The organism is Belnapia sp. (assembly GCF_059504005.1).
In genome coordinates this window covers 38,429-62,820 of record NZ_JCACHU010000025.1, presented here as the reverse complement: position 1 = coordinate 62,820, position 24,392 = coordinate 38,429, and the positions used below count along the sequence as shown (strand labels likewise).

Sequence of the window (24,392 nt, the reverse complement as noted above, 5' to 3'; positions counted from 1 at the left end):
TCTCGTTGCTGTAGCAACAAGATGGATACGTATACGAAGTAAAATTATCGCCGTCCTGCGGCGAGGCCCTGGCCGGTCCGTGAACCTCGCCGCCTCGGCCCTCAGGTCCTGACGAAGGGGCATCCGCCCTCGCCGATCGGCCGGAAGGCCTCCTCGCCCGGTGTCGTCTGCAGCAGCTTGTAGTAGTCGAACGGGCCGCGGCTTTCCTCCGGCTTCTTCACCTCGAACAGGTAGGCCGGGTGCAGCTTGCGGCCATCGGCGCGGATGGTGCCGGGGCCGAAGCAGTCGTCGTCGCAGGGCATCGCCTTCATCCGCGCCACGGTCTCGGCGCCGTTCGCCTTGGCCGCCGGCACGCCCATATCGGCCACCGCCTTCAGGTAATGCAGCACGGCCGCGTAGCCGCCCGCATGGTTCATGCAAAGCGCGTTGTTGCCGATACTCGGCCGGACGCGGGCGGAGAAGGCGCGGGTCCGGTCGTTCAGGTCCCAGTAGAAGGTCTCGGTGCAGATCAACCCCTGCGCCGTGGCAAGGCCGAGCGCATGCACGTCGGGGAGGAACATCAGCAGCGAGGCGAGCTTGATGCCGCGCCGCGACAGCCCGAACTCCGAGGCCTGCTTGATGCAGTTGATAGTGTCCGACCCGGCATTGGCCAGGCCGATCACCTTCGGCTTGGCCGCCATCGCCTGCACCAGGAAGGAGCTAAAATCCGTCGTGCCGGGGAAGGGGGTGCGTGCCGAGCCGATGATGCTGCCCCCGGCGGCCCTGATGAAGGTGCCGGTATCCCGCTCCAGCGCATGGCCGAAGGCGTAGTCGGCGGTGACGAAGTACCAGCTGTTCCCGCCCGCCCGCACCGTGGCGCCGCCGGTCGACTTTGCCAGCATCCAGGTGTCGTAGGTCCAGTGCACCGTGTTCGGCGAGCATTTGGGCCCGGTGAGGTCGGAGGTGGCGGAGGAGGTGTTGAGGAAGACCTTGTTCTTCTCCCGCACCACCTCGCTCACCGCCAGCGCCACCGAGGAGGCGCCGCCATCCACCACGACATCGACCCCGTCCCGGTCGAACCACTGCCGGGTGACGTTGGAGCCGACATCCGCGCGGTTCTGGTTGTCGGCGAAGACCACCTCGATGTTGAAGCCCCGGTTGCCGAACTCGGCGACGGCCTGGCGGATGCAGGCCAGCTCGGTCGGCCCCGTCACGTCGCGGTAGGTGCCGGAGAAGTCGCAGAGCAGGGCGATGCGGATGGTGTCGGCGGCCTGGGCACGGGCACTGCGCCAGGGCAGGCCGCCGGCGGACAGCGCGGCGCCCGCGCCCAGCAGGGCGCGTCGAGATGTCGTCATTGTCGTTGTCCTCCCGGGCGGCGTTTCTCGCCGCCTGCGCGGAGGCTACACCGTTCCGCTTTCCGCCCGCCAGCGCATAAGCCCCGATGACAGGGGCTGCCGCATGCGGCATGTGACTCCGTCAAGGAGGAATGCCATGCCGCTGACCCGCCGTGCCGCCCTGGTGCTCGCCGCCGCCCCGCTCGCCAGCCCTGGCCTCGCGCAACAGGCCAGCGACTTCCCCAGCCGGCCGCTGCGCATGGTCATTCCCTTTCCGCCCGGCGGCGGCAGCGACATCCTCGGCCGGCTGCTGGCCCAGCGCATCGGCGACGCCATCGGCCAGCCGGTGGTGCCGGAGAACCGCTCCGGCGCCGGCGGCAACATCGGCACCGACGCCGTCGCCAAGGCGCCGCCCGACGGCTACACGCTGGTCACGGTATTCAACACCATCGTGGTGAACCAATTCGTCTTCCGCACCATGCCCTTCGACCTGAAGCGGGATCTGGCGCCGGTGGCCCGCGTGGCGCTCGCCCCCACGGTCATCGCCGGCGGGCCGAAGCTAAAGGCGCGCGACCTGGCCGAGGTCGTCGCCATCTCCCGCGCCCAGCCGGGCTCCCTGAACCACGGCACGCCCGGCCTCGGCACCATTACCCATGTTTCGGCGGAGCTGATGGACAGCATGTCGGGCGGCAGGCTGACCCATGTCCACTACCGCGGCACCGGCCCCGCCGTGACCGCCTGCGTCGCCGGCGAGGTGGAACTGGTCTCCGCCCCCTGGTCCGCGGTGGAGCCGCTGGTGAAGGGCGGCCAGCTCCGGGCGCTCGGCAACCTCGCCGCCCAGGACAGCCCGCTGATGCCGGGCGTGCCGACCGTCGCCCAGGCCGCGAGCCTGCCCGGCTATGCGGTGGACAACTGGGGCGCCGTCCTCGCCCCCGCCGGCGTGCCGCCCGCCATCCTCGCCCGTATCGCGGAGGCCGTCCGCATGGCGGTCGACACGCCCGAGGGCAAGGCGGCCATGGCCGCCCGCGGCATCGAATCCGCCTGGGCCGACGGGCTGACGCTGGCCCGCATCATCGAGGAGGACGGCGCTCGCTGGGAGCCGGTGATCCGTAAGGCGGATATCCGCGTGGAATAGGCCGCGCCCTGCATCCAACCCGGCCCTCCGCGCGTAACGCGCCCGAGAGGCGGGGGAGGAGATGCCCGAGGACGAGGACGCCTGCCCGACTGACCGGGCTCGCCATCAGATCGGCGAGTCCCTCGGCCTGCTGATCCTGGCGGCCGACATGCTCGGCCTGTCGGAGACCAGGGCGGCGCTGCGCCGTGCGTTGCGCCGCCTGGACCGGGAGCTGGCGGTCAGCCCTCGCCCAGATAGGTCTCCCGGTGCTGCCGCGGCACGAAGCGCCCCTGGCCCGGCCGCGCCAGCACCTCCGCCCCATCCCAGATGAGGCTGCCGCGCAGCCAGGTGGCGGCGACGCGCGCCCGCATCCGCCGGCCGTGATAGGGCGACCATCGCGCATCCGGCCGGTCGCGGATCTGCGCCTCGTCGAAGGTGAACTCGCCGCGCTCCAGCACCAGCAGGTCGGCATCGGCGCCAATGCGGATCGCGCCCTTCTTCGGCGCGAGGCCGTGGAAGCGCGCTGGGCGCTCGGCGCAGAGGCTTGCCATCAGCGTCGGCGGCAGGCCGCGCTCCTCGAGCAGGGAGAACATCAGCGGCGTGAAGCTCTGCATCCCCGTGAGCCCGGCGCCGGGGGCGAAGATGTCGCCCTTGTAGACCTTCCGCTCGCGCGGCCAGGGCGCATGGTCGGTCGAGACATAGGCGACCTGCCCGGCGGCGACGGCGCCCCAGACCCGCTCTACCTCGGCGGCCGAGCGGAAGGGCGGGTTGCACTTGCCGAAGCCCTCGAGCCGGACGAGGTCCTCTTCCGTCATGCAGAGATACTGGATGCAGGCCTCGCCGCTGGTCTTCGCCCCCTGGCGGCGGAACAGCGCCGCCAGCTCGAAGCCGCGCGCCAGCGACGAATGGGCGATGTGGACGTGGCAGCCCGTCTCCAGCGCCATCTCGAAGATCTCGAGGTCCGCCATGCTCTCGGCGAGCGGCGGGCGGGTGCGGGCGTGCATGATGGGGTCGGTCCGCCCAGCGGCCTTCGCCTCCTCGGTCAGGCGCTGCACCAGCTCCTGGTCCTCGTTGTGGATGGCGCACATCAGCCCGGTCTTGGCGATCTCGCGGAAGGCCTCGAGCATGGTCGGATGGTCGATGCGCGGGAAGCGCACCGCGTCGTATTCATAGGTGGAGAGCTTGAAGGAGCAGACGCCGCCCGCGGCCAGCCCCTCGATCGCGGCAACGCCGCCGGTCTTGGCGATGGTGCCGTAGAGCGCCATGTCGACATGGCTCGAGGCCTCGACCACGCCGATCTTGGCGCGCAGCACGGCGGCCTCGGTTACCGGCTGCGGCACGTCGTAGGGCATGTCGACGCAGGTGGTGACGCCGCCGGCGGCGGCCGACATGGAGGCGCCCTCGATCCCCGGCCAGCCGGTGCTGCTGCTGGTGTGCATGTGGCCGTCGACCAGCCCGGGTAGCACCAGCCGGCCGCTGTAGTCGGCGACGGCCCCGGCCGGCGGCGGCGCGCCCTGGCCGATGGCGGCGATGGTTTCGCCGCGGATGCCGACATAGCCGCCCGGCAGCACCGCATCGGGTAGCACGATGTCGCCGAGGATCACGCGGTCGAAGGGGCTCTGGTCCATGCTGGCATCCTTGGAATCGGTCCCCGCCGAGGCTAGACCATGATCCGCGATCAGGGGATTGCGGATCATGATCCCGCTATTGTTTGACCGCGCGATTCACGCCTTCGGCCGTCCCGGCCTCCGGCGATCGCGCGTTACGCCGCATCCCCGGGCGCCGGAAAGGCCCCGCGCGCCACGGCGATCGCCGCCCGCGCCGCCTCCGTCTCGCGCTCGCCATTCCAGACCAGCGCCACGCCGACCGAGCCGACCGGCCCCGCCAGCGAGCGGAAGGCAACCCCCGGCGGCCGCAGCACCGCCATGCCCGAGCTCACCAGCGCCACGCCGAGCCCCGCCGCGACGAAGGCGAGCTGCGCCATCGCGCTGCCCACCTCGCGCATGGCGACGGGCTCGAAGCCGGCCTCGCGGCAGGCGGTGACCTGGCGGTCGAAATAGGCCGGGCTGATCGAGCGCGGCAGCAGCACCAGCGCCTCGCCGGCGAGCGCGGCCAGCGGCAGCGGCCCGGCCTCGGCGAGCAGCGCATGCCCCTCCGGCAGCGCCGCCACCAGCGCGTCCGAGCCGAGCGGCAGCACGCGGAGCGGCGGGCGGTCGCGGTCGAGCCGGGCGAGGGCGAAATCCACCTCGCCGCGGCGCAGCGCCTCCACCGCATCCGCCGTGTCCATCTCGCGCACGGCGAGGGCACTGTCCGGCGCCGCCGCGCGCAGCCCGCGCACCAGCGGCGGCAGGTAGTCGAAGAGCGCCGAGGTGACGCAGGCCATCGCCATCGGCGCGTGGCGGCCGGCGCGCAGCTCCCGCGCCAGGCTTTCGACCTGCTTCGCCTCCTCGGCGAGGCGGCGGAGGATGGGCAGCAGCGCCTCGCCCTCGCGCGTCGGCCGCGCGCCCTTGCGCGTGCGCTCGAGCAGGCGGACGCCGAGCTCGGCCTCCAGCGCCTGGATCTGCGCGGTCAGCGGCGGCTGCGAGACGCCGAGCCGCGCCGCCGCCCTGCCGAAATGCCCCTCCTCGGCGACGGCGAGGAAATGCCCCATGCGGCGTAGGATGCGGAAGTCCATCGTCCCCGACCGATCTCGATACGGAAATCCTATCGTCCTTGCGGCTCAATCGGAATGGACGAAGATGCCCGGCGGGGGGACAAAGCATCCCTCTTCAATCGAGGCCGGGGGAATGCCGCCGATGCAGAAACACGAAGTGAAGCTCTACCCGTCCAAGTCGCTGCTGAAGCGCGAGGACCAGCTCGCCTGGAAGATCGCCGGCGTCGCCGCCGACAAGGTCGCGGTCGAGAAGGACGTGACCGGGATGATCATCAACCGGATCATCGACAACGCCTCCGTCGCCATCGCCGCCATCAACCGCCGCCCCGTCACCTCCGCCCGCACCATGGCGCTCGGCCATCCACGCAAGGACGGCGCGACCATCTTCGGCATGCCGGCGGGCAAGCGCTTCTCCCCCGAGTGGGCGGCCTGGGCGAACGGCACGGCGGTGCGCGAGCTCGACATGCACGACACCTTCCTCGCCGCCGACTACTCCCACCCCGGCGACAACATCTCGCCGATCCTGGCCGTCGCCCAGACCATGGGGAAGTCGGGGAAGGACCTGATCCGGGGGTTGGCCACCGGCTACGAGATCCAGATCGACCTGGTGCGCGCCATCTGCCTGCACGAGCACAAGGTGGACCACATCGCCCATCTCTGCCCCTCGGCGGCGGCCGGCATCGGCACGCTGCTGAAGCTGCCGCAGGAGACGATCTACCAGGCGGTGCAGCAGGCGCTGCACGTCTCCATCTCCTTCCGCCAGAGCCGCAAGGGCGAGATCAGCAGCTGGAAGGCCTTCGCCCCCGCCCATGCCGGCAAGCTGGCGGTCGAGGCCGTGGACCGCGCCATGCGCGGGGAGGGCGCGCCGTCCCCTATCTATGAAGGCGAGGACAGCGTCATCGGCTGGGTCCTCTCCGGCCGCAGCGTAGCCGACAAGGAGGGCCGCACGGCGGCCTACGAGCCGGTCTACTACGAGGTGCCGCTGCCGGCCCCGGGCGAGCCGAAGCGCGCCATCCTAGACAGCTACACCAAGGAGCACTCGGCCGAGTACCAGTCCCAGGCGCTGATCGACCTCGCCTTCCGCATGCGGGAGAAAATTACGGACTTCGAGGCGATCGAGAAGATCCTGATCCACACCTCCCACCACACCCACTACGTCATCGGCACCGGCGCCAACGACCCGCAGAAGATGGACCCGAAGGCGAGCCGGGAGACCCTCGACCACTCCATCATGTACATCTTCGCGGTCGCCCTGCAGGACGGGCGCTGGCACCATGTCGACAGCTACGCCCCGAAGCGGGCGGCGCGGCCCGACACTGTCCGCCTCTGGCACAAGATCGAGACCCGGGAGGAGGCGGAGTGGACCCGGCGCTACCACTCGCGGGACCCGAACGAGCTCTCCTTCGGCGGCCGCGTCGAGATCACCATGAAGGACGGCTCGGTGCTGAGCGACGAGCTGGCCGTCGCCAACGCCCACCCGCTCGGGGCGAGGCCCTTCGGCCGGGCCGACTACATCAACAAGTTCCGGATCCTGACCGACGGCCTCATCTCCGGGAAGGAGAGCGAGCGCTTCCTCGCCGATGTGCAGGACCTCGCCCGCATCCCCGCAGGGGAGCTCGAGGTGCTGAACGTGGCCCTACCGAAGGGCGCGCTGGCCGAAGGGAAGCCCGGGATCTTCTGATGCTCCCCACGACGCCGCTGCGCGGCGCCGCAGGGGGGCCGAAAGCCCTCGGCGCCCCAGGCTTCGGCACGGCCTTCTGCGGCAAAGCCGCGGAAGGGCACCGGGCCGGAGCACAGTCGACAGGTGTCTGGACGATGCCCATTACCCTCCGCCCCGGCAGGCCGGCCGATGCGCCGGCGCTCGCCGCCATCCACCGGGCCGCGCTCGACGCCGCGCTGCCTGGCCTGGTGCGGCCCTGGACGGAGGCGGAGACGCTCGCCTGGTTCGCCGGCGAGTTGCTGGCCCGCTGCCGCGTCACCGTCGCGGAGGGGGCGGGCCAGCCGGTCGGCTACCTCGCCCGGGAGGGGGAGGAGTTGCTGCACCTCTACGTGACGCCCTCTCTGCACCGCAGGGGGATCGGCGCCATGTTGCTCGAGAGGGCGAAGGCCGCCGCGCCGGGCGGCCTCCGCCTCGCCTGCTTCCGGCGCAACCGGGCCGCGCTCGCCTTCCATGGCCAGCGCGGCTTCCGGATGATCGCCTGCCGCGACGCCACGGCCCATGCGGAGGGGGAGCCGGACGTGATCCTCGCCTGGGCCCCGCCGCCAGACCAATACGTGCCATTGGGCACATGCGAAGGAGAGACCGCATGAGCGAAGCAACCCCCGAGATCAAGAAGGGCCTGGTCGGCGTCTATGCCGATGTCTCCGCCGTCTCCAAGGTGATGCCGGAGACCAACAGCCTCACCTATCGCGGCTATGCCGTGCAGGACCTCTGCGAGACCTGCAGCTTCGAGGAGGTCGCCTACCTGCTCTGGAACGGCGAGCTGCCGAACCAGGCGCAGCTGGCCGCCTTCAACGGGGAGGTCGCCGGCCAGCGCGCCATCAGCCCGGCGCTGCACCGCGTCATCAAGGACTTCCCGCATGACGCCCACCCGATGGACGCCATCCGCACCGCCGTCTCCTTCATGGGGATGGAGGATCCGGAGAGCGGCGACGTCTCCGAGCCCGCCACCCGGCGCAAGGCGGCGCGGCTGCTGGCGAAGATCCCGACCGCCATCGCCGCCGCCCATCGCGCCGCCAAGGGCCTCGAGCCGATCGAGCCGAACCCCGCCCACAGCTTCGGCGAGAATTTCTTCAACCTGGTCTTCGGCAAGGTCCCGCAGCCGGAGGTGCTGAAGGCCTTCGACGTCTCGCTGATCCTTTACGCCGAGCACACCTTCAACGCCTCGACCTACACGGCGCGGCTGGTGACCTCGACGGGGGCGGACATCCATGGCGCCATCACCGCCGGCATCGCGGCGCTGAAGGGCCCGCTGCATGGCGGCGCCAACGAGGCCGTGATGCACATGCTGAAGGAGGTCGGCGGGCCGGAGAAGGCGGAGGAATGGCTCTCCAGCCGCTTCGACCACAGGGCGCTGGTCATGGGCTTCGGCCACCGCGTCTACAAGAACGGCGACAGCCGCGTGCCGACCATGACCAAGTATGCCGAAAAGATGGCCGAGGTGGTGGGCGACCGGCGCTGGATGGAGACCTCCCGCGTGCTGGCGGCGAAGATGCTGAGGGAGAAGAACATCCACCCGAACCTCGATTTCCCTGCCGGCCCCGCCTACTACCTGATGGGCTTCGACATCCCGCTCTTCACCCCGATCTTCGTCGCCTCGCGCATCACCGGCTGGGCGGCGCATGTCATCGAGCAGGCAGCGGACAACCGACTCATCCGCCCGCTCTCGCACTATGTCGGGCCCGAGCAGCGCCCGGTGCCGCCGCTCGACCAGCGCTGAGCGACAGCGGCATCGCATCGCAGGCAACGGCCGCCGGAGCGATCCGGCGGCCGTTTGCATGTGCGCTTCACGCATAAAAGCAGCGCGCGAACTGCAGTTTCTGTTGACACGGTGGTTGCGTGTGCAGATAGCGTGATTCGCGCGCACGATGTTGCATGCGATTCGTTCGGCGGTGCCTGCACCGCTGCACCTCGCGGAGCCATCCGGCGACAGCGTGCCGCAGCAGGGAAGGACGGTCTATGGACCGCGGGCAGAGGGACGATGCGGCGCGGTTCGTCGCATTCGTCGTGCCGGAGGGGGGCGAAGTCTTAGCGCCCCGCGCCGGATATGCGGAAGGCGGCAGCATGATGCGGCATCACGCCGCCGATCGCCCGCCATCGCATGCTGCCCACTTGGCCTGGACTGCGATGCCCGCTGCCACCACCCGGGCGAAGCGCCGTCGCGCTGCCGCCCGATCAACACCGGAATGCGCTAGGAGATGCCAACCGTGACCGATACCCCCGAGACCCCTGCCGCCGACCGCGCGCAGCCGATGGCCGTCGCCACCAGCCGCCGCACCGCGAAGAAGCCGGTGACCGCGCGCAGCCGCGCCGCCGCCGCGAAGAAGCCTGCCGCCCGCAAGGCCGCCGCCAAGAAGCCGGTGGCGAAGAAGGCCGCGCCGAAGAAGGCCGCTGCCAGGAAGCCGGCTGCGAAGAAGGCTGCGCCGAAGCGCGCCGCCGCGGCGAAGAAGCCCGTCGCCCGCAAGGCCGCGCCGAAGCGCGCCACTGCCGCCAAGAAGCCCGCCGCCCGCAAGGCGGTGGCGAAGCCCGCCGCTCGCAAGGCCGCGCCGAAGCGCGCCGCTGCCGCGAAGAAGCCTGCCGCCCGCAAGGCGGTGGCGAAGCCGGCTGCCCGCAAGGCCGCGCCGAAGCGCGCGACCGCCGCGCCGAAGAAGCCCGCCGCTCGCAAGGCCGTCGCCAAGCCGGCTGCAAGGAAGGCCGCGCCGGCAAGCTCCGCCCGCTCCGAGGCGGCGAAGAAGGCGGCCGCAACCCGCGCCGCGCGGAAGGCCGCGGCGATGAACTCCGCTGCCCCGGCCCCGGCGCCGATGGCCGCCGAGGCGGAAGCCCCGGCGACCTAAGTCCAAGCTACTCTACGCCCGCGAGCCAACGCGCTCCGCGGGCGTAGAGCGCCTCCACCTCCGCGCCCTTGAGCCCTGGCATGTCGGTCTTCACCGCATAGCCGATCTGCGTCTGCAGATAGGCGAGGTGCCGGTAGCCCTCGGGGAAGCGCGCCAGCAGCGCCGGATCGAGGTTGAGCCGCGCCGCCGGATCCACCGGGTCCATCCGGTCCTTCTCGTAGTTCGGCTGGCGCAGCACCACGCCCCGGCGCCCCTCCCGCTTCTCGAGGAAGTCGTAGAAGCGCCCCGTGCAGACCACGTCGACGAGGACGCCATGCACCGCGGCGCGCTGGCTGATCGTCATCTTGGTCTGGCCGATGGCGCGGGTGCCGGCGATGTCCGCGCTGTGCCCGCCGAGGACATGCAGGATGGAGACGCCGCGCGCCCAGCCCTCCCGGCTCGCCGCGATGAATTGCCGCGCCGGCGCCTGGCACCAGGTGGCGCACATATAGCCGTCCTCGTGCCAGCAGGTGGCGAAGCGCTCCCAGTCGCCCGCGTCGCGCCACAGCGCCCAGTTCTCGACGAGCGCGCGGATGGCGATGCGGTCTTCCTGCTCGCTCACCCCTGCCACCCGCCAAAGAAGGCCCAGTCGGCGACGGGTCTGCGCTGCCGCGGCGCGACCTCGCGCGCCGCCAGCGCCTCGGGCAGCGCCTCCGCCAGGCCGACAGGGCCGAGCGCGATCGCCGCCGCGGGCTCGTACCCCTCGGGGATGCCGAAGACCTCCCGCGCCTTCGCCGCGTCGAAGCCGCCCATCTGGTGGAGCTGCATCCCGAGCGCCACGGCCTGCAGCGCCATCTGCGCCATGGCCGCCCCGGTGTCGTAGAAGGCGTGGCGGTTCGGGTTGCCGTTCGCGGGGTTCACCACCCGCGCGACCGCCAGCATCAGCACGCTTGCCCTGCCCGCCCAGGCCTGGTTCCCCGGCGCCAGGACGCCGAGCAGCCTGGCGAAGGCCTCCGCCTCCCGGTCCCTGCGTGCGATGATCAGGTGCCAGGGCTGCTGGTTGCTTGAGCTTGCGGCCCAGCGCGCCGCCTCCAGCAGGCTGTCGAGCGCGGCCTGCGCGACCGGCGCGCCGATGAAGCTGCGCGGGCTCCAGCGCCGGCGCAGCAGCGCCTCGATCGGGTGGTCGGCCGGCGCCTCGCGGTCGGGTGGCGTGGACATGCGCTTGCTGCTCCTCGGATGCGCCGGTGCGGCTCTGCCGCGGCAGGCGGTGCGGGACGTCGTGACGGGAGCGACGAAGACCGGAGCCCCCGCGGCGATGCGCGGCATCGCCTTGGGGACTACCCTAGCGCCGCACCTGCGAGATCGGGAAGGACCGCAGGTCCCGCTGCGCCGTGCGGAAGACGGCATCCTGCTGGTGCTGCCGCTGCCGCGCCAGCTCCGGCACCCGCCGCGTCACCCACTCGCCGAGGCCCAGCGCGCTGACCCGCCCCTCGGCATCCATCGCCGCCTTGCCGCTGAGCCCCTCGCGCAGCGCATAGGCGAAGACGCCGTTGCGGTCGTCATAGCTGTCGAGTGCCTCCTGCACGCTGCCGCTGGCGGCGAGCAGGAAGCGCCCCGTCTCGTTCCCGAGCGCCGAGAGCTGCTCCATGGTGAGCTGCCCGGCATGGCAGGTGTCGAGCAGCAGGAAGGCATCCCGCGCCCGGATGCGCGCCAGCGCCGCGACCAGCGTGCCGTCGTCGATCCCCTGTGCGCGCAGCGCCGCCCAGCCCGAGGTGTCGCGCGTATCGGCGGGGAGGAAGAGGAAGCGGTTGTCCGGCTCCGTCCGGATGCCGTGGCCTGCGATGTAGAGGATGAAGGTGTCCGCCGGCCCGACATCGTCGGCCGCGCGCGCCAGCGCATCCAGCACGCCGCGCCGCGAGGCCTCGGCATCGCGCAGCACCGTCACCTGCGTCTCGCGGAAGAGCGAGCCGGCGCCGTCCCGCAGCAGCCCCGCCACCGTCTCCGCATCTGGCACGGCGAAGCGCAGGTCGAGCTCCGGATTGGCATAGCGGTTCACACCGATGGCGAGCACGACGAGCCGCCCCGCATCCGCTGGCGGCCCAGCATCGCCCGGGCGGCGGAGCGCGAGCGCCGGCCCATCGGCGAAGAGCGTCCTGTCCTCGGCATAGAGGCGGGTGGCGATGCGGTTCGGCCCGGGATCGAGCGGCACCTCGACCTCGGTCTCGCCCGGCTTCGCCTCGATGCGCGCGGCGATGCGGTCGTTCACCAGCACGTCGAGCGGCCCGAGGCCGAGCCCGCGATCCGTCGTGGCGAGGCTGAGGCGCAGCGCCGTCGCCCCTTCCGGCAGGCTGCGCGCATCCCAGGCGATGGGCCGGCACTCCGCCTCGACCACCGCGCAGGCGGCGCTGCCTGCCGCCAGCACCGGCAGCCGGCCGATCCGCGCCCTGACCTCGCCGAGCTGCGCCAGCCGCTGCTGCGCCGGCCCCTGGTCGCCCGCGATCCGCTGCCGGACGGCCTGCGGCGCATAAAGCGCACGGTAGGCCTGCTGGAAGCTCGCCCATTCCGTGTTCTGCGCCCGCCCGCGGTTGAGCTGCACGCCGACCAGCTCCTGCCCGCCATTGGCGGCATGGTCGAACAGCCCCTCCGGCGTCCAGAGCGCCCAGCGCCCGGTCTCGGCCTGGATGAAGAGCGCCGCCTGCTCCACCACCGCCCCGCTGCCGAGCCGGAACCAGCGCAGCGTCCCGTCGCCGAGCGCGGCGATCGCCATGTCGCCCGCGACGGTCAGCCCCCACACGGCGCCCGGCACCGCCAGCGCATCCACCGGCCGCCCCGCCGCATCGAAGAGGCGGAGATGCGTGTCCGTCCCCAGCAGGAACCCATCCTCCTTGGGCAGGATGGCGAGGCTCCGCGCGAACTCCCCCACGCCGAGCCGCAGCGGGACCTGCCCCAGCCGCGGCCGGTTGGAATTGTGCCAGTCCGCGACCGGCAGCCGCGCGCTCGCCGTCCGCGCCGGCAGGAAGGCGGCCGCGCCGCCCGCCGCCCCGAGCCGGCCGTCCAGCGCATCGAAAGCGACCGGCGCCTCGCCCGGCCGCAGCGCCACGCGCAGGGTCGTCCCATCCTCCGTCGCGGCGAGGCTCGCCCCGGTCGCGCGGAAATCCGCGCCGGGCGGCCTCGGTGCGAAGGCGATCAGCCCCTCCGGCGTGATCCGCCCCCAACCCGGGTCCGCCGCCGCATAGGCGACGCCCCCGCCCGGCAGCGCCAGCAGGTGGGAGATCGCATCCCGCGCCGCCGGAATGTCGGTCGAGGGGCCGAGGCCGAAATCCGTCCAGCGCCGCACCACGAATTCGCGCTTGGGGGAGGGGGAGGGCGCCGCCTCCCGCTGCACCGCGATCCCCCGCGCGGCGGCGGCCGGCGCCCCCGCCAGCCGCGCATAGCCACCGGCATGGAGCTGCACGCCGCCCTGCCCATCCGCAGCCCAGGCGACGGCCGGCAGCCCCTCGCCGGCAAGGCCCGTCACATCCGGCAGCATGACGCTGCGGAGGTCGGCCGCCGCCAGCACCTCCACCCGCAGCCGGTCCTCGTAGCCGATGGCGATCAGCCCGCCATCCGGCGACCAGGCAAGCCCGAAGGGCCTTGCCCCGGCGAGCGGCACCCGGTCCGCCAGCCGCCGCCCCGTCGGGTCGTAGACCCGCACATGCCCATCGGCCGAGGCGGTGGCGAGCCGCCCCTGCCGGTCGAAGCCCAGCATCCGCGCCGGCCCGCCATAGCCCGCATCGTTGAACAGCAGCTGCCCCGTCCGCGCATCGAGGACGCGGATGCCGGCCTTTCCGCCGAGCGCCACCCCCAGCCGCAGCCCATCCACCGAGAAGGCGAGGTGCTGCACCGGCGCCGGCAAGCCCGAGAGCCGCGCCAGCAGCCGCCCGCTCCGCGCATCATAGAGATAGAGGCAGAAGACGCCGTCCCAGGACTGCCCGGTGAAGCCTGCCGCCGCCACCCGCCCGCCATCCGGGCTGAGGGCGACGGCATAGAGTTCGCCATCCTCGTTGGTGCCGATCGGCGGCCGGATCACCCGCCGCTGCGTGCCCTCGGGCAGGGTCCAGAGCCGCAGCGTCTTGTCGTCCGAGACGCTGGCCAGGACCTGCCCGCCAGCATCCACAGCCAGACGCGCGACGGGCGCGGTATGCGCCCCCGCCTCGATGCGGAGGAAGGGCTGCTGTGGCGGCTCAGGCGGCGCCGGCTGGGCCACCGCCCCGGCGCCCAGCAGCAGCCCGGCCAGCAGCAGCCCCAGGCGAAGCATCAGCCGGCGAGCTCGAAGCCCTGGCCCTGCGCCGCCCGTTCCGCATTGATCACGCTCTCGTTGAAGTTGTCGCGCTTGGCGATGTTGGAGGCCGCCAGCTCCCGCACGCCGCCGCCATCGCCACCACCAACCGGCGCCGCCGCCGCCGGCCGCCGCCCGGGGAAGCTGCTGGCCGGCGCATAGCCGCGCAGCCCGCTATCCATCTCGACCAGCGCGTAGTTGCTGCCCGCCGGCTTCACCCGCACCGGCTCGTTGGCGGCGACGCGGCCGATCTCGGGCGCCGTCGGCTCCGGCCGGATGCGCAGCGGCACCGGCGCGCGCGGCCGGGCCGGGGCAGGGGGGGCCGCGGTGCGGGTCGCCACCTGGGTCCGCGCCTCCGGCGCCACGGCATCGATCGCCGTGTCGAACTCCGCCCCGCGCGTGCCGATCTGCTGGTTAATCCTGCGGGCGATGGCGATGTCCTGCTGCGCCCGCTCGCGCAGCGCCGCCATCTGCTGCCGCCCCGCCTCGAGCGGCATCCGCCCGCTGCGCACCTCCTGGCGGATCGCCTCCGCCGCCATCAACCGGCAGTCGATGAGCTGGTTGAAGGCAAGCTGGGTCTTGTCGAGTTGCGCATTCTCGTTGGCCAGGTCGCCGCCGATCGCGGCGCTGAGGCTCGCCTGGTCCTGCGCCTGCCGCCGCTTCGCGGCGAGGTAGCCGCCCGCCGCGCCGAGCGCCCCGCCCGCCAGCACGCCTGCGCCGGCGCCGATGGCGATGTCCCGCGTCCGCCCCGTCGCGGCCGCGCCGATCAGCCCGCCCAGGACGCCGCCCGAGACGGCGCCGATGGCCGCGCCGCGGACCATGTCCTGGCCGTAGTAGTTGCCTGTCGAATCCAGGGCGACGCGCTGCGGCCGGCAGGCATCGCTGCCGTCATCGGCGCCGATTCGGTCGACCTGATTGGTGGCGCAGCCCGCGAGGAGGGCGATGGCCGTCAGGCCGGCGGTCAGGCGCCGAACCGGGCGCCGCGAAGTGGTATGATGCATGACCCGAACGTAACAGAATAGGGCCGATGCAGCCAGCACAGCCGGGGGTTGAGGCAAGCATCACGCGGGCTTGTGTGCTTTCGCGGCAATATCGTGCCGGCGTGATCGCGCAAAAAGAAAGCCGCTAGCCCATGGGGCTAGCGGCCAAGTCAAACAGGGAGGCTTCACGTCTGGGAGACGAAGGATGTCAGGGGAGACCCCCGAAACCCTCTCCGGCACAACCGCCGGATGCAGGAAGCCTACGCCCGCCGCTGCCATGCAGCATTGGTGAAAACGACCGGCTCCCCTGCGGAATTCGCATGGATCAATGCCCGGCCAGCTCCGTCACGAGGAAGTCGCGGAAGACCGAGACCCGCTTCGAGTGCCGCATCTCCTCCGGATAGACGAAATAGGCGTCGAGCTTCGGCGCCTTCAGCTCCGGCAGCACCTGCAGCAGCCCATCGAGATCGGGGCCCATGTAGTCCGGCAGCGCCGCCAGCCCGAGCCCGCTCTGCACCGCCCGCAGCATGCCGGTGAGGCTGTTCACCTCGACCGCCGCGCGCCGCGCCGAGCCGGGCCGCCGCCCGGCCTCGGCCAGCCAGTTCACCTCGTCGATCGGCGGCCGGTGCTCGCCCCAGCAGATGATGCGGTGCGCGTCCAGCTCCTCCGCCCGTTCCGGCACCCCGGCGCGCTTGAGGTAGGCGGGCGCGCCGCAGACCCGCCAGCCGAAGCTCGCCAGGTGCCGCTGGATCAGGTCCGGCTGCCGCGGCGGGTGCATGCGGATCGCCACATCGGCCTCGCGCATGGCAAGGTCGAGGTCGCTGTCGTCCAGCAGCAGCGTCACGCTGACATCGGGGTAGAGCGCGAGGAAGCGCGACAGCCGCGGCGCCAGCCAAGTGCTGCCGAAGCCCGTGGTGCAGGTCACCTTGAGGCGCCCCGCCGGCCGCTCGCGGCTTTCGGTGAGCAGCGCTTCCGTCATCGCCAGCTTGGCGAAGACCTCGCGTACCGTGCGGTTGAGCGTCTCGCCCGGCTCGGTCAGGATCAGCCCGCGCGCATGGCGATGGAAGAGCGGCACGGCGAGCGCCTCCTCCAGCGCCTGGATCTGCCGCGAGACGGCGGATTGGCTCAGGTTGAGCGTCTCCCCCGCATGGGTGAAGGAGCCTGCCTCGGCGACCGCGTGGAAGACGCGCAGCTTGTCCCAGTCCAGCGGCATGTCAGGTCCAGGCTTCGATGGCGGGGGCGTCCTCGGGAAGGTGCGCCAGCCACTTCTCGGCCTCGAGCGCGGCCATGCAGCCGGTGCCCGCGGCGGTCACCGCCTGGCGGTAGATGCGGTCCTGCACGTCGCCCGCGGCGAAGACGCCCGGGATGCTGGTGCGGGTGCTGCCGGGATCGGTCACGATATAGCCCTCCCCATCCATCCCGAGCTGGCCGCGGAAGAGCGCGGTCGCCGGGTCATGCCCGATGGCGACGAAGACGCCATCCACCGCCAGCTCCCCCCGCTCGCCGGTGCGGGCATGGCGGGTGGCGATGGCGCGGACGGCGCGGAAGCGGCCCCCTTCGGTCCCGAGCACTTCCTCCACCATCGTATCCCACAGGACGGTAACATTCGGCTTGGCAAAAAGCCGCTCCTGCAGGATGCGCTCGGCGCGCAGGCTGTCCCGCCGGTGCACCAGGGTCACCTGGCTGGCGAGGTTGGACAGGTAGAGCGCCTCCTCCACCGCCGTGTTGCCGCCGCCGATGACCGCGACGGACTTGCCGCGGAAGAAGAACCCGTCGCAGGTCGCGCAGGCCGAGACGCCGAAGCCCGACAGCGCCTGCTCGCCGGGGATGCCGAGCCAGCGCGCCTGCGCCCCCGTTGCGATGACCAACGATTCGGCAAGGTAGACATCGCCCGAATCGCCCTCGGCCCGGATCGGCCGCGCCTTGAGGTCGATGCGCGTCACCACGTCCTGGAGGATGGCGGCGCCGACATGCTCCGCCTGGGCCTTGAACTGGTCCATCAGCCAGGGACCCTGGATCGGCTCGGCAAAACCGGGATAGTTCTCCACATCGGTGGTGATGGTGAGCTGCCCGCCCGGCTGGAGGCCGGCGACGACCAGGGGCTTCAGCCCTGCCCGCGCTGCATAGATCGCGGCAGTGTAGCCGGCCGGGCCGGCGCCCAGGATCAGCAGGCGCGTGCGGTGGATGTTGGACACGGTCGGGCTCCCGGCATGCGGTCAGAAGGGTTGCCGAGCATATTTGCGCGGCCGTCCTGCGGAACAAGCGAAAGCCGGGTCAATCGTAGCCGATGTTCTTGCGGCCCTGGCCCTCTGCAATGATATTGCGCCCGACGCCCGCGACCGGCAATGAACAGAGAGCATGACCATCGAGACCGACCCATCCCTCGACGAGGTGGACCGCCAGATCCTGGCCGAGTTGCAGGCGGACGGACGGATGACCAATGTCGAGTTGGCCCGCCGCGTCGGCCTTTCCGCCCCGCCCTGCCTCCGCCGCGTGCGCCGGCTGGAGGAGGAGGGGATCATCCGCGGCTACCATGCCGACCTGGACCCCGTGGCCCTCGGCTACGAGATCACCTTCTTCGCCCTCGTCGGCCTCGAGAGCCAGAAGGAGGCGGTGCTGCAATCCTTCGAGCGGATGGTGCGCGACTGGCCCGAGGTGCGCGAGTGCCACATGATCCGCGGCGGTGGCGACTTCCTGCTTCGCCTGGTGGCGCGCGACACGGCGCATGAGAATGCGCTGACCGCCCGCCTCACCGCCGCCGAGATGGTGGCCCGCGTGCAGACCCTGCAGACCATCCGCACCTCGAAGGACGAGGCCGGCGTCCCTGTCACGTCCTGACGGTGCCGAGCGCCGCGAGGTGGCGCGCCGCATCACAGGCGCCGGGGGCCAGCCGCTCCGCCCGGCGATAGGCCCCGGCGGCGGCGGCCGCGGCGCCCTGCTCCTTCAGCATGTGGCCGAGCTGCACCCAGAGCGCCGCCCGGCCGGGTCAGGCGCGCAGCACCAGCCGGTAGAACCGCTCCGCCTGGGCCCAGCGCCGGCGCCGGGCCGCATGCCGCGCCAGCTCCACCAGCCCGCTCCGGCGCAGAAGCCGCGCCCTCCAGCCCCTCCCCTGGCCGAGCATCCGCTGCATCAGCGCGGCCTCCGCCGCCTCCGCCGCGCAAGCGGCCCGGGCCCGGTGCAGCTCCTCTTCCAGCGCCTCGGTCCGGGCGAGCGCCGCCGCAAGCGCTGCCTTCATCTGGCCGGCTGCCTCGCATGCGGCGTTCCGCTCGGCTTCCATTCAGCTGGCCGCCTCCTGCGCTGCATCCCGCTCCGCTTCGGCCTGCTGCGCAAGGGCGATAGCGCGGTCCCGCTCATGCGCCTTTGCCGCGCCGTCGCGCAGCAGCCCGGCCAGGGCCTGCGTCTCCTGGGCCCGTGCCGTCGCCTCGCCCTCGCCCATCAGCCGCAGCACCGCCGCCCGAACCGGGGCGAAGGCCTCCTTCACCGGATGAAGGGGCGCCGGCCCGCCATAGGGCACGTCGGCGCCCGAGATCATCAGCTCCGGATCGAAGGGGATGAAATGCAGCCCGGGAAACCCAGCCATCCAATCATAGAGGCCCGGCAGCCGCGCCTACGCCGCCTGCAGCGCCGGCGGCAGCTCGAAGCGCTGCTCCGCCCCCTCCGCCAGGAAGCGGCGGCAGATCGGGCGGGTGAGGACCACCACCTTGGTCCCGTCCGCGATCTTCGGCGCCAGGATTTCCCCATGGAATGCCGCGAAGCTCTCTCGCCACAGCGCCCAGTAGGCGTCGCTGTGGCCCGGCAGCACCTCTGCCCCCGCCAACGGCGGATGGCAGGAGAAGTCGATCCCCATCCAGGCCGGATCGAAGATGCCGTTGCGGATATCGGGGATGACGCAGCCGTCGAAGCACAGGAAGTCGACCAGGTTGTCGCCGACGAAATCGAAGACGACGAGGTCCCAATCCCCCTCCCGCAGCACCGCCCGCACCTCCTTCCGCAGCTCCCGCGCGAGGAAGTGCGCCGCCCGCGGATGCTCGGGCAGGGTGATCGTCGCGGGATGCGGGCGGGACATCAGCGCCGGCAGGGAGACGCGCCAAATATGCTTGTTGTCGAACCGGTCGGCGAGGCCGGCCATGGTGAATTCCGCCGTGCAGCCGCTGAAGCTGAGGCTTCGGAACCGCCTGGGCTGCTCGATCGCAAACGTCACCAGCTCCGGCAGCATGTCCACGTGCAGGCTATCCTTCGGGCAATTGGTGTAGACCCTTGTCTATAACATAGACATTCGGTTCAACCACAATATTGTGAAGTCGATGGTCCGAGAATGCTAGGATGAGCGGCTTCACCCGCGCCGCACCGCGTAAGCCGCGGCCTCCAACGCCGCGATGATCGCATCGCCCTGCACCGTGTCCCGGACCTCGACCATCAGCTCCAGCTCGGCGCTCTGCACCGAGGGCGCGGCGAAAAGCCGCTGATGGCTCACCTCGATCACATTGCCCCCCGCTGCCGCCACCCGCATGGCGATGTCGGCCAGCACGCCCGGCCGGTCCGGAATGTCGAGATGCAGCCTGAGGATCCGCCCATCCCGCAGCAGGTTGCGCAGCAGCACGTTGGCGAGGATGCGGGCATCGATATTCCCGCCGCAGATGACGGTTCCGACGCTGCGGCCCGCGAAGCGCGCCGGATGGGCGAGCATCGCCGCCACCCCTGCCGCACCGGCCCCTTCGGCCACCTGCTTCGCCCCTTCGGCGAGCAGCGCGATCGCCTGCTCGACGGCCCGCTCCGGCACCACCAGCACCTCGACGCCGAGCCGCTTGAGCTGCGCATAGGGCAGCTCCCCCACATCGCGCACGGCGATGCCCTCGGCGATGGTCGGCCCGCCGACCGCGACCGGCCGCCCGGCCAGGCGCTGCGCCATGGCCGGGTAGCCCTCGACCTCGACGCCGAAGACCTGCACCTCCGGCCGCAGCTCGCGGATCGCCCCGGCGCAGCCGGCCAGCATCCCGCCGCCGCCGACGGGGAAGACCACCGCCTCCAGCCCCGGCGCATCCTCCAGCAGCTCGAGCGCCAGGGTCCCCTGGCCCGCGATCACGCCCGGATCGTCATAGGGGTGGATGAAGGTCAGCCCCTCATTGAGCGCCATGGCATGCGCATGCGCCGCGGCCTCGGCCAGCGTCTCGCCATGCAGGACGACGCGGGCGCCCCAGCCCTCGGTCCGCACCACCTTGGTCGAGGGGGTGAAGCGCGGCATCACGATGGTCGCCGCGATCCCGGCAAGGGCGGCATGCCGCGCCACCGCCTGCGCATGGTTGCCCGCCGACATGGCGATGACGCCCGCCGCCCGCTCGCGCGCCGTCAGCAGCGCGATGCGGTTGGCCGCGCCACGCTCCTTGAAGGCGCCCGTCGCCTGCAGGTTGTCGAGCTTGAGGAAGACCCGAGCCCCTGCGGCGCGGGAGACCGCATCGACCTCGACGGTCGGCGTCCGCAGCACGGCGCCACTGATGCGCGCCGCCGCGGCCCGGACCTCGGCCAGGCCGACCTGCTGGTCGAGCACCTTTGGCGTCAGCGGAAAGCGACGGCGGTGATCTCATAGGCGCGGGCGCCACCCGGCGCCGGCACCTCGACGCTGTCGCCGACCTTCTTGCCGATCAGCGCCTTGGCAAGGGGGGAGGAGATGGAGATGGAGTTCACCTTCATGTCCGCCTCATAGGCGCCGACGATGCGGTAGGTCTTCTGCTCCTCCGTCTCCTCGTCGACGACGGTGACGCGGGCGCCGAACTTCACCTGGTCGCCGGAGAGCTTGGAGACGTCGATCACCTCGGCCGCGGGAATGATGGTCTCGAGCTCGGCGATCCGGCCCTCGATGAAGGACTGCCGCTCGCGCGCCGCATGGTACTCGGCATTCTCGGAAAGGTCGCCATGCGCCCGGGCCTCGGCGATCGCGCGGATCACCGCCGGCCGCTCCTCGGACCGGAGGACCTTCAGCTCTTCTTCCAGCTTCGCCAGACCTTCCGCGGTCATGGGGAACTTCTGCACGGCTAGCCCTTCCCTTGAGCGTATCGAAGCGGAGTGTGCGCGGTCCGCCACCGCAAACGCGACCAAAAAAAGCCATCCCCGACGCGCCACCCTTGCGGTTGCGGCACGGGTTGGCGAGTGGGAACACGGAAACCGGGCCTGGGGTTCCGCCCCGCGAGGTAAACCCCGCGAGGTCCGCCGGAACCCGGGCCCGGGATCAGAACGAGCGGTGAAAGTAGGCCTGCAAGGGAGCCACATCAAGGGTTCCGGCCCGGAGCGCCGCGATGGCATGCACCGCCGCCCGGGCCCCTGCCGCGGTCGTGTAGTGCGGCACGCCCTGGGTCAGCGCCGAGCGGCGGATGTCGAAGCTGTCCGCCACCGACTGCCCGCCGCCCGTCGTGTTGATGACGAGCTGGATGTCGCCGGACTTGATCGCATCCACGCAATGCGGCCGCCCCTCCAGCACCTTGTTGATGATCTCGCAGGCCAGGCCGGCATCCCGGATGCGGGCCGCCGTGCCCCGCGTCGCCACCACGACGAAGCCCATGTCGATCAGCCGCCGGGCGAGGACCACCGCGGCCGGCTTGTCGCTCTCCTTCACCGAGATGAAGGCGGTGCCGGCCAGCGGCAGCTTCACGCCGGCGCCGAGCTGCGCCTTGGCGAAGGCTCGCTCGAAGCTGGCATCGAGCCCCATCACCTCGCCGGTCGACTTCATCTCCGGCCCGAGGATCACGTCCACCTGCGGGAAGCGGTTGAAGGGGAAGACCGCCTCCTTCACCGCCACATGCCGGTTGACGGCGCTGTCATCCAGGTCGAACTCGCCGAGCCGCCGCCCGGCCATGACGAGAGCGCCGATCTTGGCGACCGGCACGCCCGTCGCCTTGGCGACGAAGGGTACGGTGCGCGAGGCGCGGGGGTTGACCTCGAGGACGAAGATCTCCCCGTCCTTCACCGCATACTGGACGTTCATCAGCCCCTTGACCTTGAGGGCCTTGGCCATCGCCTCGGTCTCGGCCTTGAGCTCGGTGACGATGGCGGGGGGGAGCGAATAGGGCGGCAGCGAGCAGGCGCTGTCGCCCGAATGGATGCCCGCCTCCTCGATATGCTCCATGACGCCGGCGACATAGACCGCGCCATCCTCGTCGGCGATGCAGTCCACATCGACCTCGATCGCGTCGGCGAGATACTGGTCGATGAGGATCGGGTTCTCCCCCGAGACCTTCACCGCCTCCTGGCCGAAGCGCATGAGCTGCTCGCGGTTCCAGGCGATCTCCATCGCCCGTCCGCCGAGCACGTAGCTCGGCCGGACGACGACGGGATAGCCGATCCGCTCCGCCTGGCGCGCCGCCTCGTCGAGCGTCCGCGCCGTGCCGTTCTGCGGTTGGCGCAGGCCGAGGCCCTTCAGCAGGTGCTGGAAGCGCTCCCGGTCCTCGGCGATGTCGATCGCCTCCGCCGAGGTGCCGAGAATCGGGATGCCCGCCTTGTGCAGCGCCTGGCTCAGCTTCAGCGGCGTCTGCCCGCCATACTGCACGATGCAGCCGAGCAGCGTGCCCCGCTCCTGCTCCTTGCGGATGAGGGAGATCACGTCCTCGCCGGTCAGCGGCTCGAAATAGAGCCGGTCGGAGGTGTCGTAGTCGGTCGAGACCGTCTCCGGGTTGCAGTTGACCATGATGGTCTCGAAGCCCGCTTCCTTCAGCGCATAGCAGGCATGGACGCAGCAATAGTCGAACTCGATGCCCTGGCCGATCCGGTTCGGCCCGCCGCCGAGGATGACGACCTTCTGGCGGTCCGTCGGCCGGCTCTCGCAGTCCGGTACCCCAAACCCGCCCTCATAGGTCGAGTACATATAAGGAGTGTCAGAGGCGAATTCCGCCGCGCAGGTGTCGATCCGCTTGAAGACGGGCGTGACGCCGAGCTTCAGCCGATGCGCCTCCACCGCCGCCTCGCCCTGTCCGGTGAGCCGGCCGAGCTGCTTGTCGGAGAAGCCGAGCGCCTTCAGCGCGCGCAACCCGGTCGCCGTCCTCGGCAGTCCCTCGGCTTTCACCCGCCGCTCGGCGGCGACGACCTTCTCCACCTCGCGCAGGAACCAGGGATCGAATTTACTGGCCTCGGCGATCTCGGCCAGCGAGACGCCGGCCCGCATCGCCTGCGCCGCTATGACGATGCGGTCTGGCCTCGGCGTCGCCAGCGCCGCATGAAAGGCCTCCGCGCTGCCGTCGCCGGGGGCGGCGATCTCATCGAGGCCGGACAGGCCCGTCTCGAGGCTGCGCAGCCCCTTCTGCAGGGCTTCGGTGAAGCTCCGCCCGATCGCCATCGCCTCGCCGACCGACTTCATGCTGGTGGTAAGCGTCGCCGGCGTGCCGGGGAATTTCTCGAAGGTGAAGCGCGGGATCTTCACCACGACATAGTCGATCGTCGGCTCGAAGGAGGCCGGCGTCACCATGGTGATGTCGTTCTTCAGCTCGTCCAGCGTGTAGCCGACGGCGAGCTTGGCCGCGACCTTGGCGATCGGGAAGCCCGTCGCTTTCGAGGCCAGCGCCGAGGAGCGGCTGACGCGCGGGTTCATCTCGATCACCACCATGCGCCCGTCGGCCGGGTTGATGCCGAACTGCACGTTCGACCCGCCGGTATCGACGCCGATCTCGCGGAGGCAGGCGATGCTCGCATCGCGCATCCGCTGGTATTCCTTGTCGGTGAGCGTCAGCGCCGGGGCGATGGTCACGGAATCGCCAGTATGCACGCCCATCGCGTCGAGGTTCTCGATGGAGCAGATGATGATGCAGTTGTCCGCCTTGTCGCGAACCACCTCCATCTCGAACTCCTTCCAGCCGAGGACGCTCTCCTCGACCAGCACCTCGTTGGTCATCGAGGCATCCAGGCCGGCGGCCACGATCTGCTCGAACTCCTCGCGGTTGTAGGCGATGCCGCCGCCCGTGCCGCCCAGGGTGAAGGAGGGGCGGATGACGCAGGGCAGCTTGACGAGGTCGAGCGCCGCCCGCGCCTCCTCCATCGTATGGGCTATCGCCGAGCGCGGGCTCTCGATGCCGATCTTGGTCATCGCGTCACGGAATTTCAGCCGGTCCTCCGCCTTGTCGATGACCTCTGCCTTGGCACCGATCAGCTCGCAGCCATGCTTCTCGAGGACGCCGGCCTCGGCGAGCTTGAGGGCGGTGTTGAGCGCCGTCTGCCCTCCCATGGTCGGCAGCAGCGCATCCGGCCGCTCCTTGGCGATGATCTTCTCGACCATCTCGACCGTGATCGGCTCGATATAGGTGGCGTCCGCCAGCCCCGGGTCGGTCATGATCGTCGCCGGGTTGGAGTTCACCAGGATGACGCGATAGCCCTCCGCCTTGAGCGCCTTGCAGGCCTGCGCGCCGGAATAGTCGAACTCCGCCGCCTGGCCGATGACGATCGGCCCGGCGCCGAGGATGAGGATGGACTGAATGTCGGTGCGCTTCGGCATGGGTCGGGTATC

The 24,392-nt window shown here is 71.3% G+C and carries 22 protein-coding genes; 5 read left to right on the top strand and 17 right to left on the bottom strand.

Annotated features, from left to right (window positions below):
• Nucleotides 1-101: 101 nt before the first annotated feature.
• Entirely contained in the window at nucleotides 102-1,334 is a 1,233-nt protein-coding gene (locus AC5JJ1_RS04255) for an ABC transporter substrate-binding protein (RefSeq protein ID WP_495783871.1), read from the bottom strand.
• Nucleotides 1,335-1,470: 136 nt separating this feature from the next.
• Here AC5JJ1_RS04255 and AC5JJ1_RS04250 point away from each other — a divergent pair, with 136 nt between their 5' ends.
• Nucleotides 1,471-2,448 (top strand): Bug family tripartite tricarboxylate transporter substrate binding protein, encoded by a 978-nt coding sequence (locus tag AC5JJ1_RS04250; protein WP_495783870.1) that lies wholly within the window; start codon nucleotides 1,471-1,473, stop codon nucleotides 2,446-2,448.
• A gap of 218 nt (nucleotides 2,449-2,666) precedes the next feature.
• On the opposite strand, the gene AC5JJ1_RS04245 is transcribed toward AC5JJ1_RS04250, so the two are convergent.
• Nucleotides 2,667-4,055, bottom strand: coding sequence for a dihydroorotase (locus tag AC5JJ1_RS04245; RefSeq protein ID WP_495783869.1), 1,389 nt, complete (start codon nucleotides 4,053-4,055; stop codon nucleotides 2,667-2,669).
• Nucleotides 4,056-4,189: 134 nt separating this feature from the next.
• A complete protein-coding gene (locus AC5JJ1_RS04240) occupies nucleotides 4,190-5,101 on the bottom strand; it encodes a LysR family transcriptional regulator (protein WP_495783868.1) in 912 nt (303 codons plus the stop codon).
• 121 nt (nucleotides 5,102-5,222) lie between these two features.
• On the opposite strand from AC5JJ1_RS04240, the gene AC5JJ1_RS04235 reads away from it, so the two are divergent.
• Genes AC5JJ1_RS04235 through AC5JJ1_RS04225 form a run of 3 tightly spaced genes read left to right on the top strand, consistent with a single transcriptional unit; the run spans nucleotide 5,223 to nucleotide 8,520 of the window.
• Nucleotides 5,223-6,761: an MmgE/PrpD family protein gene (locus tag AC5JJ1_RS04235; protein ID WP_495783867.1), complete on the top strand. Its 1,539-nt coding sequence runs from the start codon at nucleotides 5,223-5,225 to the stop codon at nucleotides 6,759-6,761.
• Nucleotides 6,761-7,390 carry a GNAT family N-acetyltransferase gene (locus tag AC5JJ1_RS04230; RefSeq protein WP_495783866.1) on the top strand — a complete coding sequence of 210 codons (630 nt, stop codon included), beginning with the start codon at nucleotides 6,761-6,763 and terminating at the stop codon, nucleotides 7,388-7,390. The genes AC5JJ1_RS04235 and AC5JJ1_RS04230 overlap by 1 nt, the downstream gene beginning before the upstream one ends.
• Nucleotides 7,387-8,520, top strand: a complete 1,134-nt coding sequence (locus AC5JJ1_RS04225) for a bifunctional 2-methylcitrate synthase/citrate synthase (RefSeq protein WP_495783865.1) — start codon at nucleotides 7,387-7,389, stop codon at nucleotides 8,518-8,520. Before AC5JJ1_RS04230 ends, AC5JJ1_RS04225 begins: the two co-directional genes overlap by 4 nt.
• A gap of 471 nt (nucleotides 8,521-8,991) precedes the next feature.
• Here the strand turns inward: AC5JJ1_RS04225 and AC5JJ1_RS04220 are convergent, their stop codons facing one another.
• The 7 genes from AC5JJ1_RS04220 to trxB all read right to left on the bottom strand — a co-directional run bounded on the left by AC5JJ1_RS04220 (nucleotide 8,992) and on the right by trxB (nucleotide 17,106).
• Nucleotides 8,992-9,477 carry a hypothetical protein gene (locus AC5JJ1_RS04220; protein ID WP_495783864.1) on the bottom strand — a complete coding sequence of 162 codons (486 nt, stop codon included), beginning with the start codon at nucleotides 9,475-9,477 and terminating at the stop codon, nucleotides 8,992-8,994.
• 164 nt (nucleotides 9,478-9,641) lie between these two features.
• Nucleotides 9,642-10,235 carry a nuclear transport factor 2 family protein gene (locus tag AC5JJ1_RS04215; protein WP_495783863.1) on the bottom strand — a complete coding sequence of 198 codons (594 nt, stop codon included), beginning with the start codon at nucleotides 10,233-10,235 and terminating at the stop codon, nucleotides 9,642-9,644.
• A complete protein-coding gene (locus tag AC5JJ1_RS04210; protein WP_495783862.1) occupies nucleotides 10,232-10,831 on the bottom strand; it encodes a nitroreductase family protein in 600 nt (199 codons plus the stop codon). The genes AC5JJ1_RS04215 and AC5JJ1_RS04210 overlap by 4 nt, the downstream gene beginning before the upstream one ends.
• Before the next feature lie 124 nt (nucleotides 10,832-10,955).
• The gene (locus AC5JJ1_RS04205) at nucleotides 10,956-13,910 is read right to left on the bottom strand and encodes a caspase family protein (protein ID WP_495783861.1); all 2,955 of its coding nucleotides are present in this window, start codon (nucleotides 13,908-13,910) and stop codon (nucleotides 10,956-10,958) included.
• A complete protein-coding gene (locus AC5JJ1_RS04200) occupies nucleotides 13,910-14,932 on the bottom strand; it encodes a hypothetical protein (protein WP_495783860.1) in 1,023 nt (340 codons plus the stop codon). Before AC5JJ1_RS04200 ends, AC5JJ1_RS04205 begins: the two co-directional genes overlap by 1 nt.
• A 304-nt stretch (nucleotides 14,933-15,236) precedes the next feature.
• On the bottom strand, nucleotides 15,237-16,124 hold the full coding sequence (locus tag AC5JJ1_RS04195) for a LysR family transcriptional regulator (RefSeq protein ID WP_495783859.1): 888 nt from the start codon (nucleotides 16,122-16,124) through the stop codon (nucleotides 15,237-15,239).
• 1 nt (nucleotide 16,125) lies between these two features.
• Nucleotides 16,126-17,106 carry a thioredoxin-disulfide reductase gene (gene trxB, locus AC5JJ1_RS04190; protein WP_495783858.1) on the bottom strand — a complete coding sequence of 327 codons (981 nt, stop codon included), beginning with the start codon at nucleotides 17,104-17,106 and terminating at the stop codon, nucleotides 16,126-16,128.
• Nucleotides 17,107-17,269: 163 nt separating this feature from the next.
• Here trxB and AC5JJ1_RS04185 point away from each other — a divergent pair, with 163 nt between their 5' ends.
• Nucleotides 17,270-17,749 carry an Lrp/AsnC family transcriptional regulator gene (locus AC5JJ1_RS04185; RefSeq protein ID WP_495783857.1) on the top strand — a complete coding sequence of 160 codons (480 nt, stop codon included), beginning with the start codon at nucleotides 17,270-17,272 and terminating at the stop codon, nucleotides 17,747-17,749.
• Here the strand turns inward: AC5JJ1_RS04185 and AC5JJ1_RS04180 are convergent.
• From AC5JJ1_RS04180 to carB, 7 genes are all read right to left on the bottom strand, one after another.
• On the bottom strand, nucleotides 17,739-17,876 hold the full coding sequence (locus tag AC5JJ1_RS04180; protein ID WP_495783856.1) for a hypothetical protein: 138 nt from the start codon (nucleotides 17,874-17,876) through the stop codon (nucleotides 17,739-17,741). The two genes, AC5JJ1_RS04185 and AC5JJ1_RS04180, sit on opposite strands and share 11 nt — an antisense overlap.
• Before the next feature lie 21 nt (nucleotides 17,877-17,897).
• Nucleotides 17,898-18,146, bottom strand: coding sequence for a hypothetical protein (locus AC5JJ1_RS04175; protein WP_495783855.1), 249 nt, complete (start codon nucleotides 18,144-18,146; stop codon nucleotides 17,898-17,900).
• 42 nt (nucleotides 18,147-18,188) lie between these two features.
• Nucleotides 18,189-18,491 (bottom strand): hypothetical protein, encoded by a 303-nt coding sequence (locus AC5JJ1_RS04170; RefSeq protein WP_495783854.1) that lies wholly within the window; start codon nucleotides 18,489-18,491, stop codon nucleotides 18,189-18,191.
• A gap of 27 nt (nucleotides 18,492-18,518) precedes the next feature.
• Nucleotides 18,519-19,133, bottom strand: a complete 615-nt coding sequence (locus AC5JJ1_RS04165) for a hypothetical protein (RefSeq protein ID WP_495783853.1) — start codon at nucleotides 19,131-19,133, stop codon at nucleotides 18,519-18,521.
• Between the two features lie 111 nt (nucleotides 19,134-19,244).
• Nucleotides 19,245-20,456 (bottom strand): threonine ammonia-lyase, encoded by a 1,212-nt coding sequence (locus AC5JJ1_RS04160; RefSeq protein ID WP_495783852.1) that lies wholly within the window; start codon nucleotides 20,454-20,456, stop codon nucleotides 19,245-19,247.
• 8 nt (nucleotides 20,457-20,464) lie between these two features.
• Nucleotides 20,465-20,938: a transcription elongation factor GreA gene (gene greA / locus AC5JJ1_RS04155; protein WP_495783851.1), complete on the bottom strand. Its 474-nt coding sequence runs from the start codon at nucleotides 20,936-20,938 to the stop codon at nucleotides 20,465-20,467.
• Nucleotides 20,939-21,134: 196 nt separating this feature from the next.
• Nucleotides 21,135-24,380 carry a carbamoyl-phosphate synthase large subunit gene (gene carB, locus AC5JJ1_RS04150; protein WP_495783850.1) on the bottom strand — a complete coding sequence of 1,082 codons (3,246 nt, stop codon included), beginning with the start codon at nucleotides 24,378-24,380 and terminating at the stop codon, nucleotides 21,135-21,137.
• Between the last annotated feature and the right edge of the window lie 12 nt (nucleotides 24,381-24,392).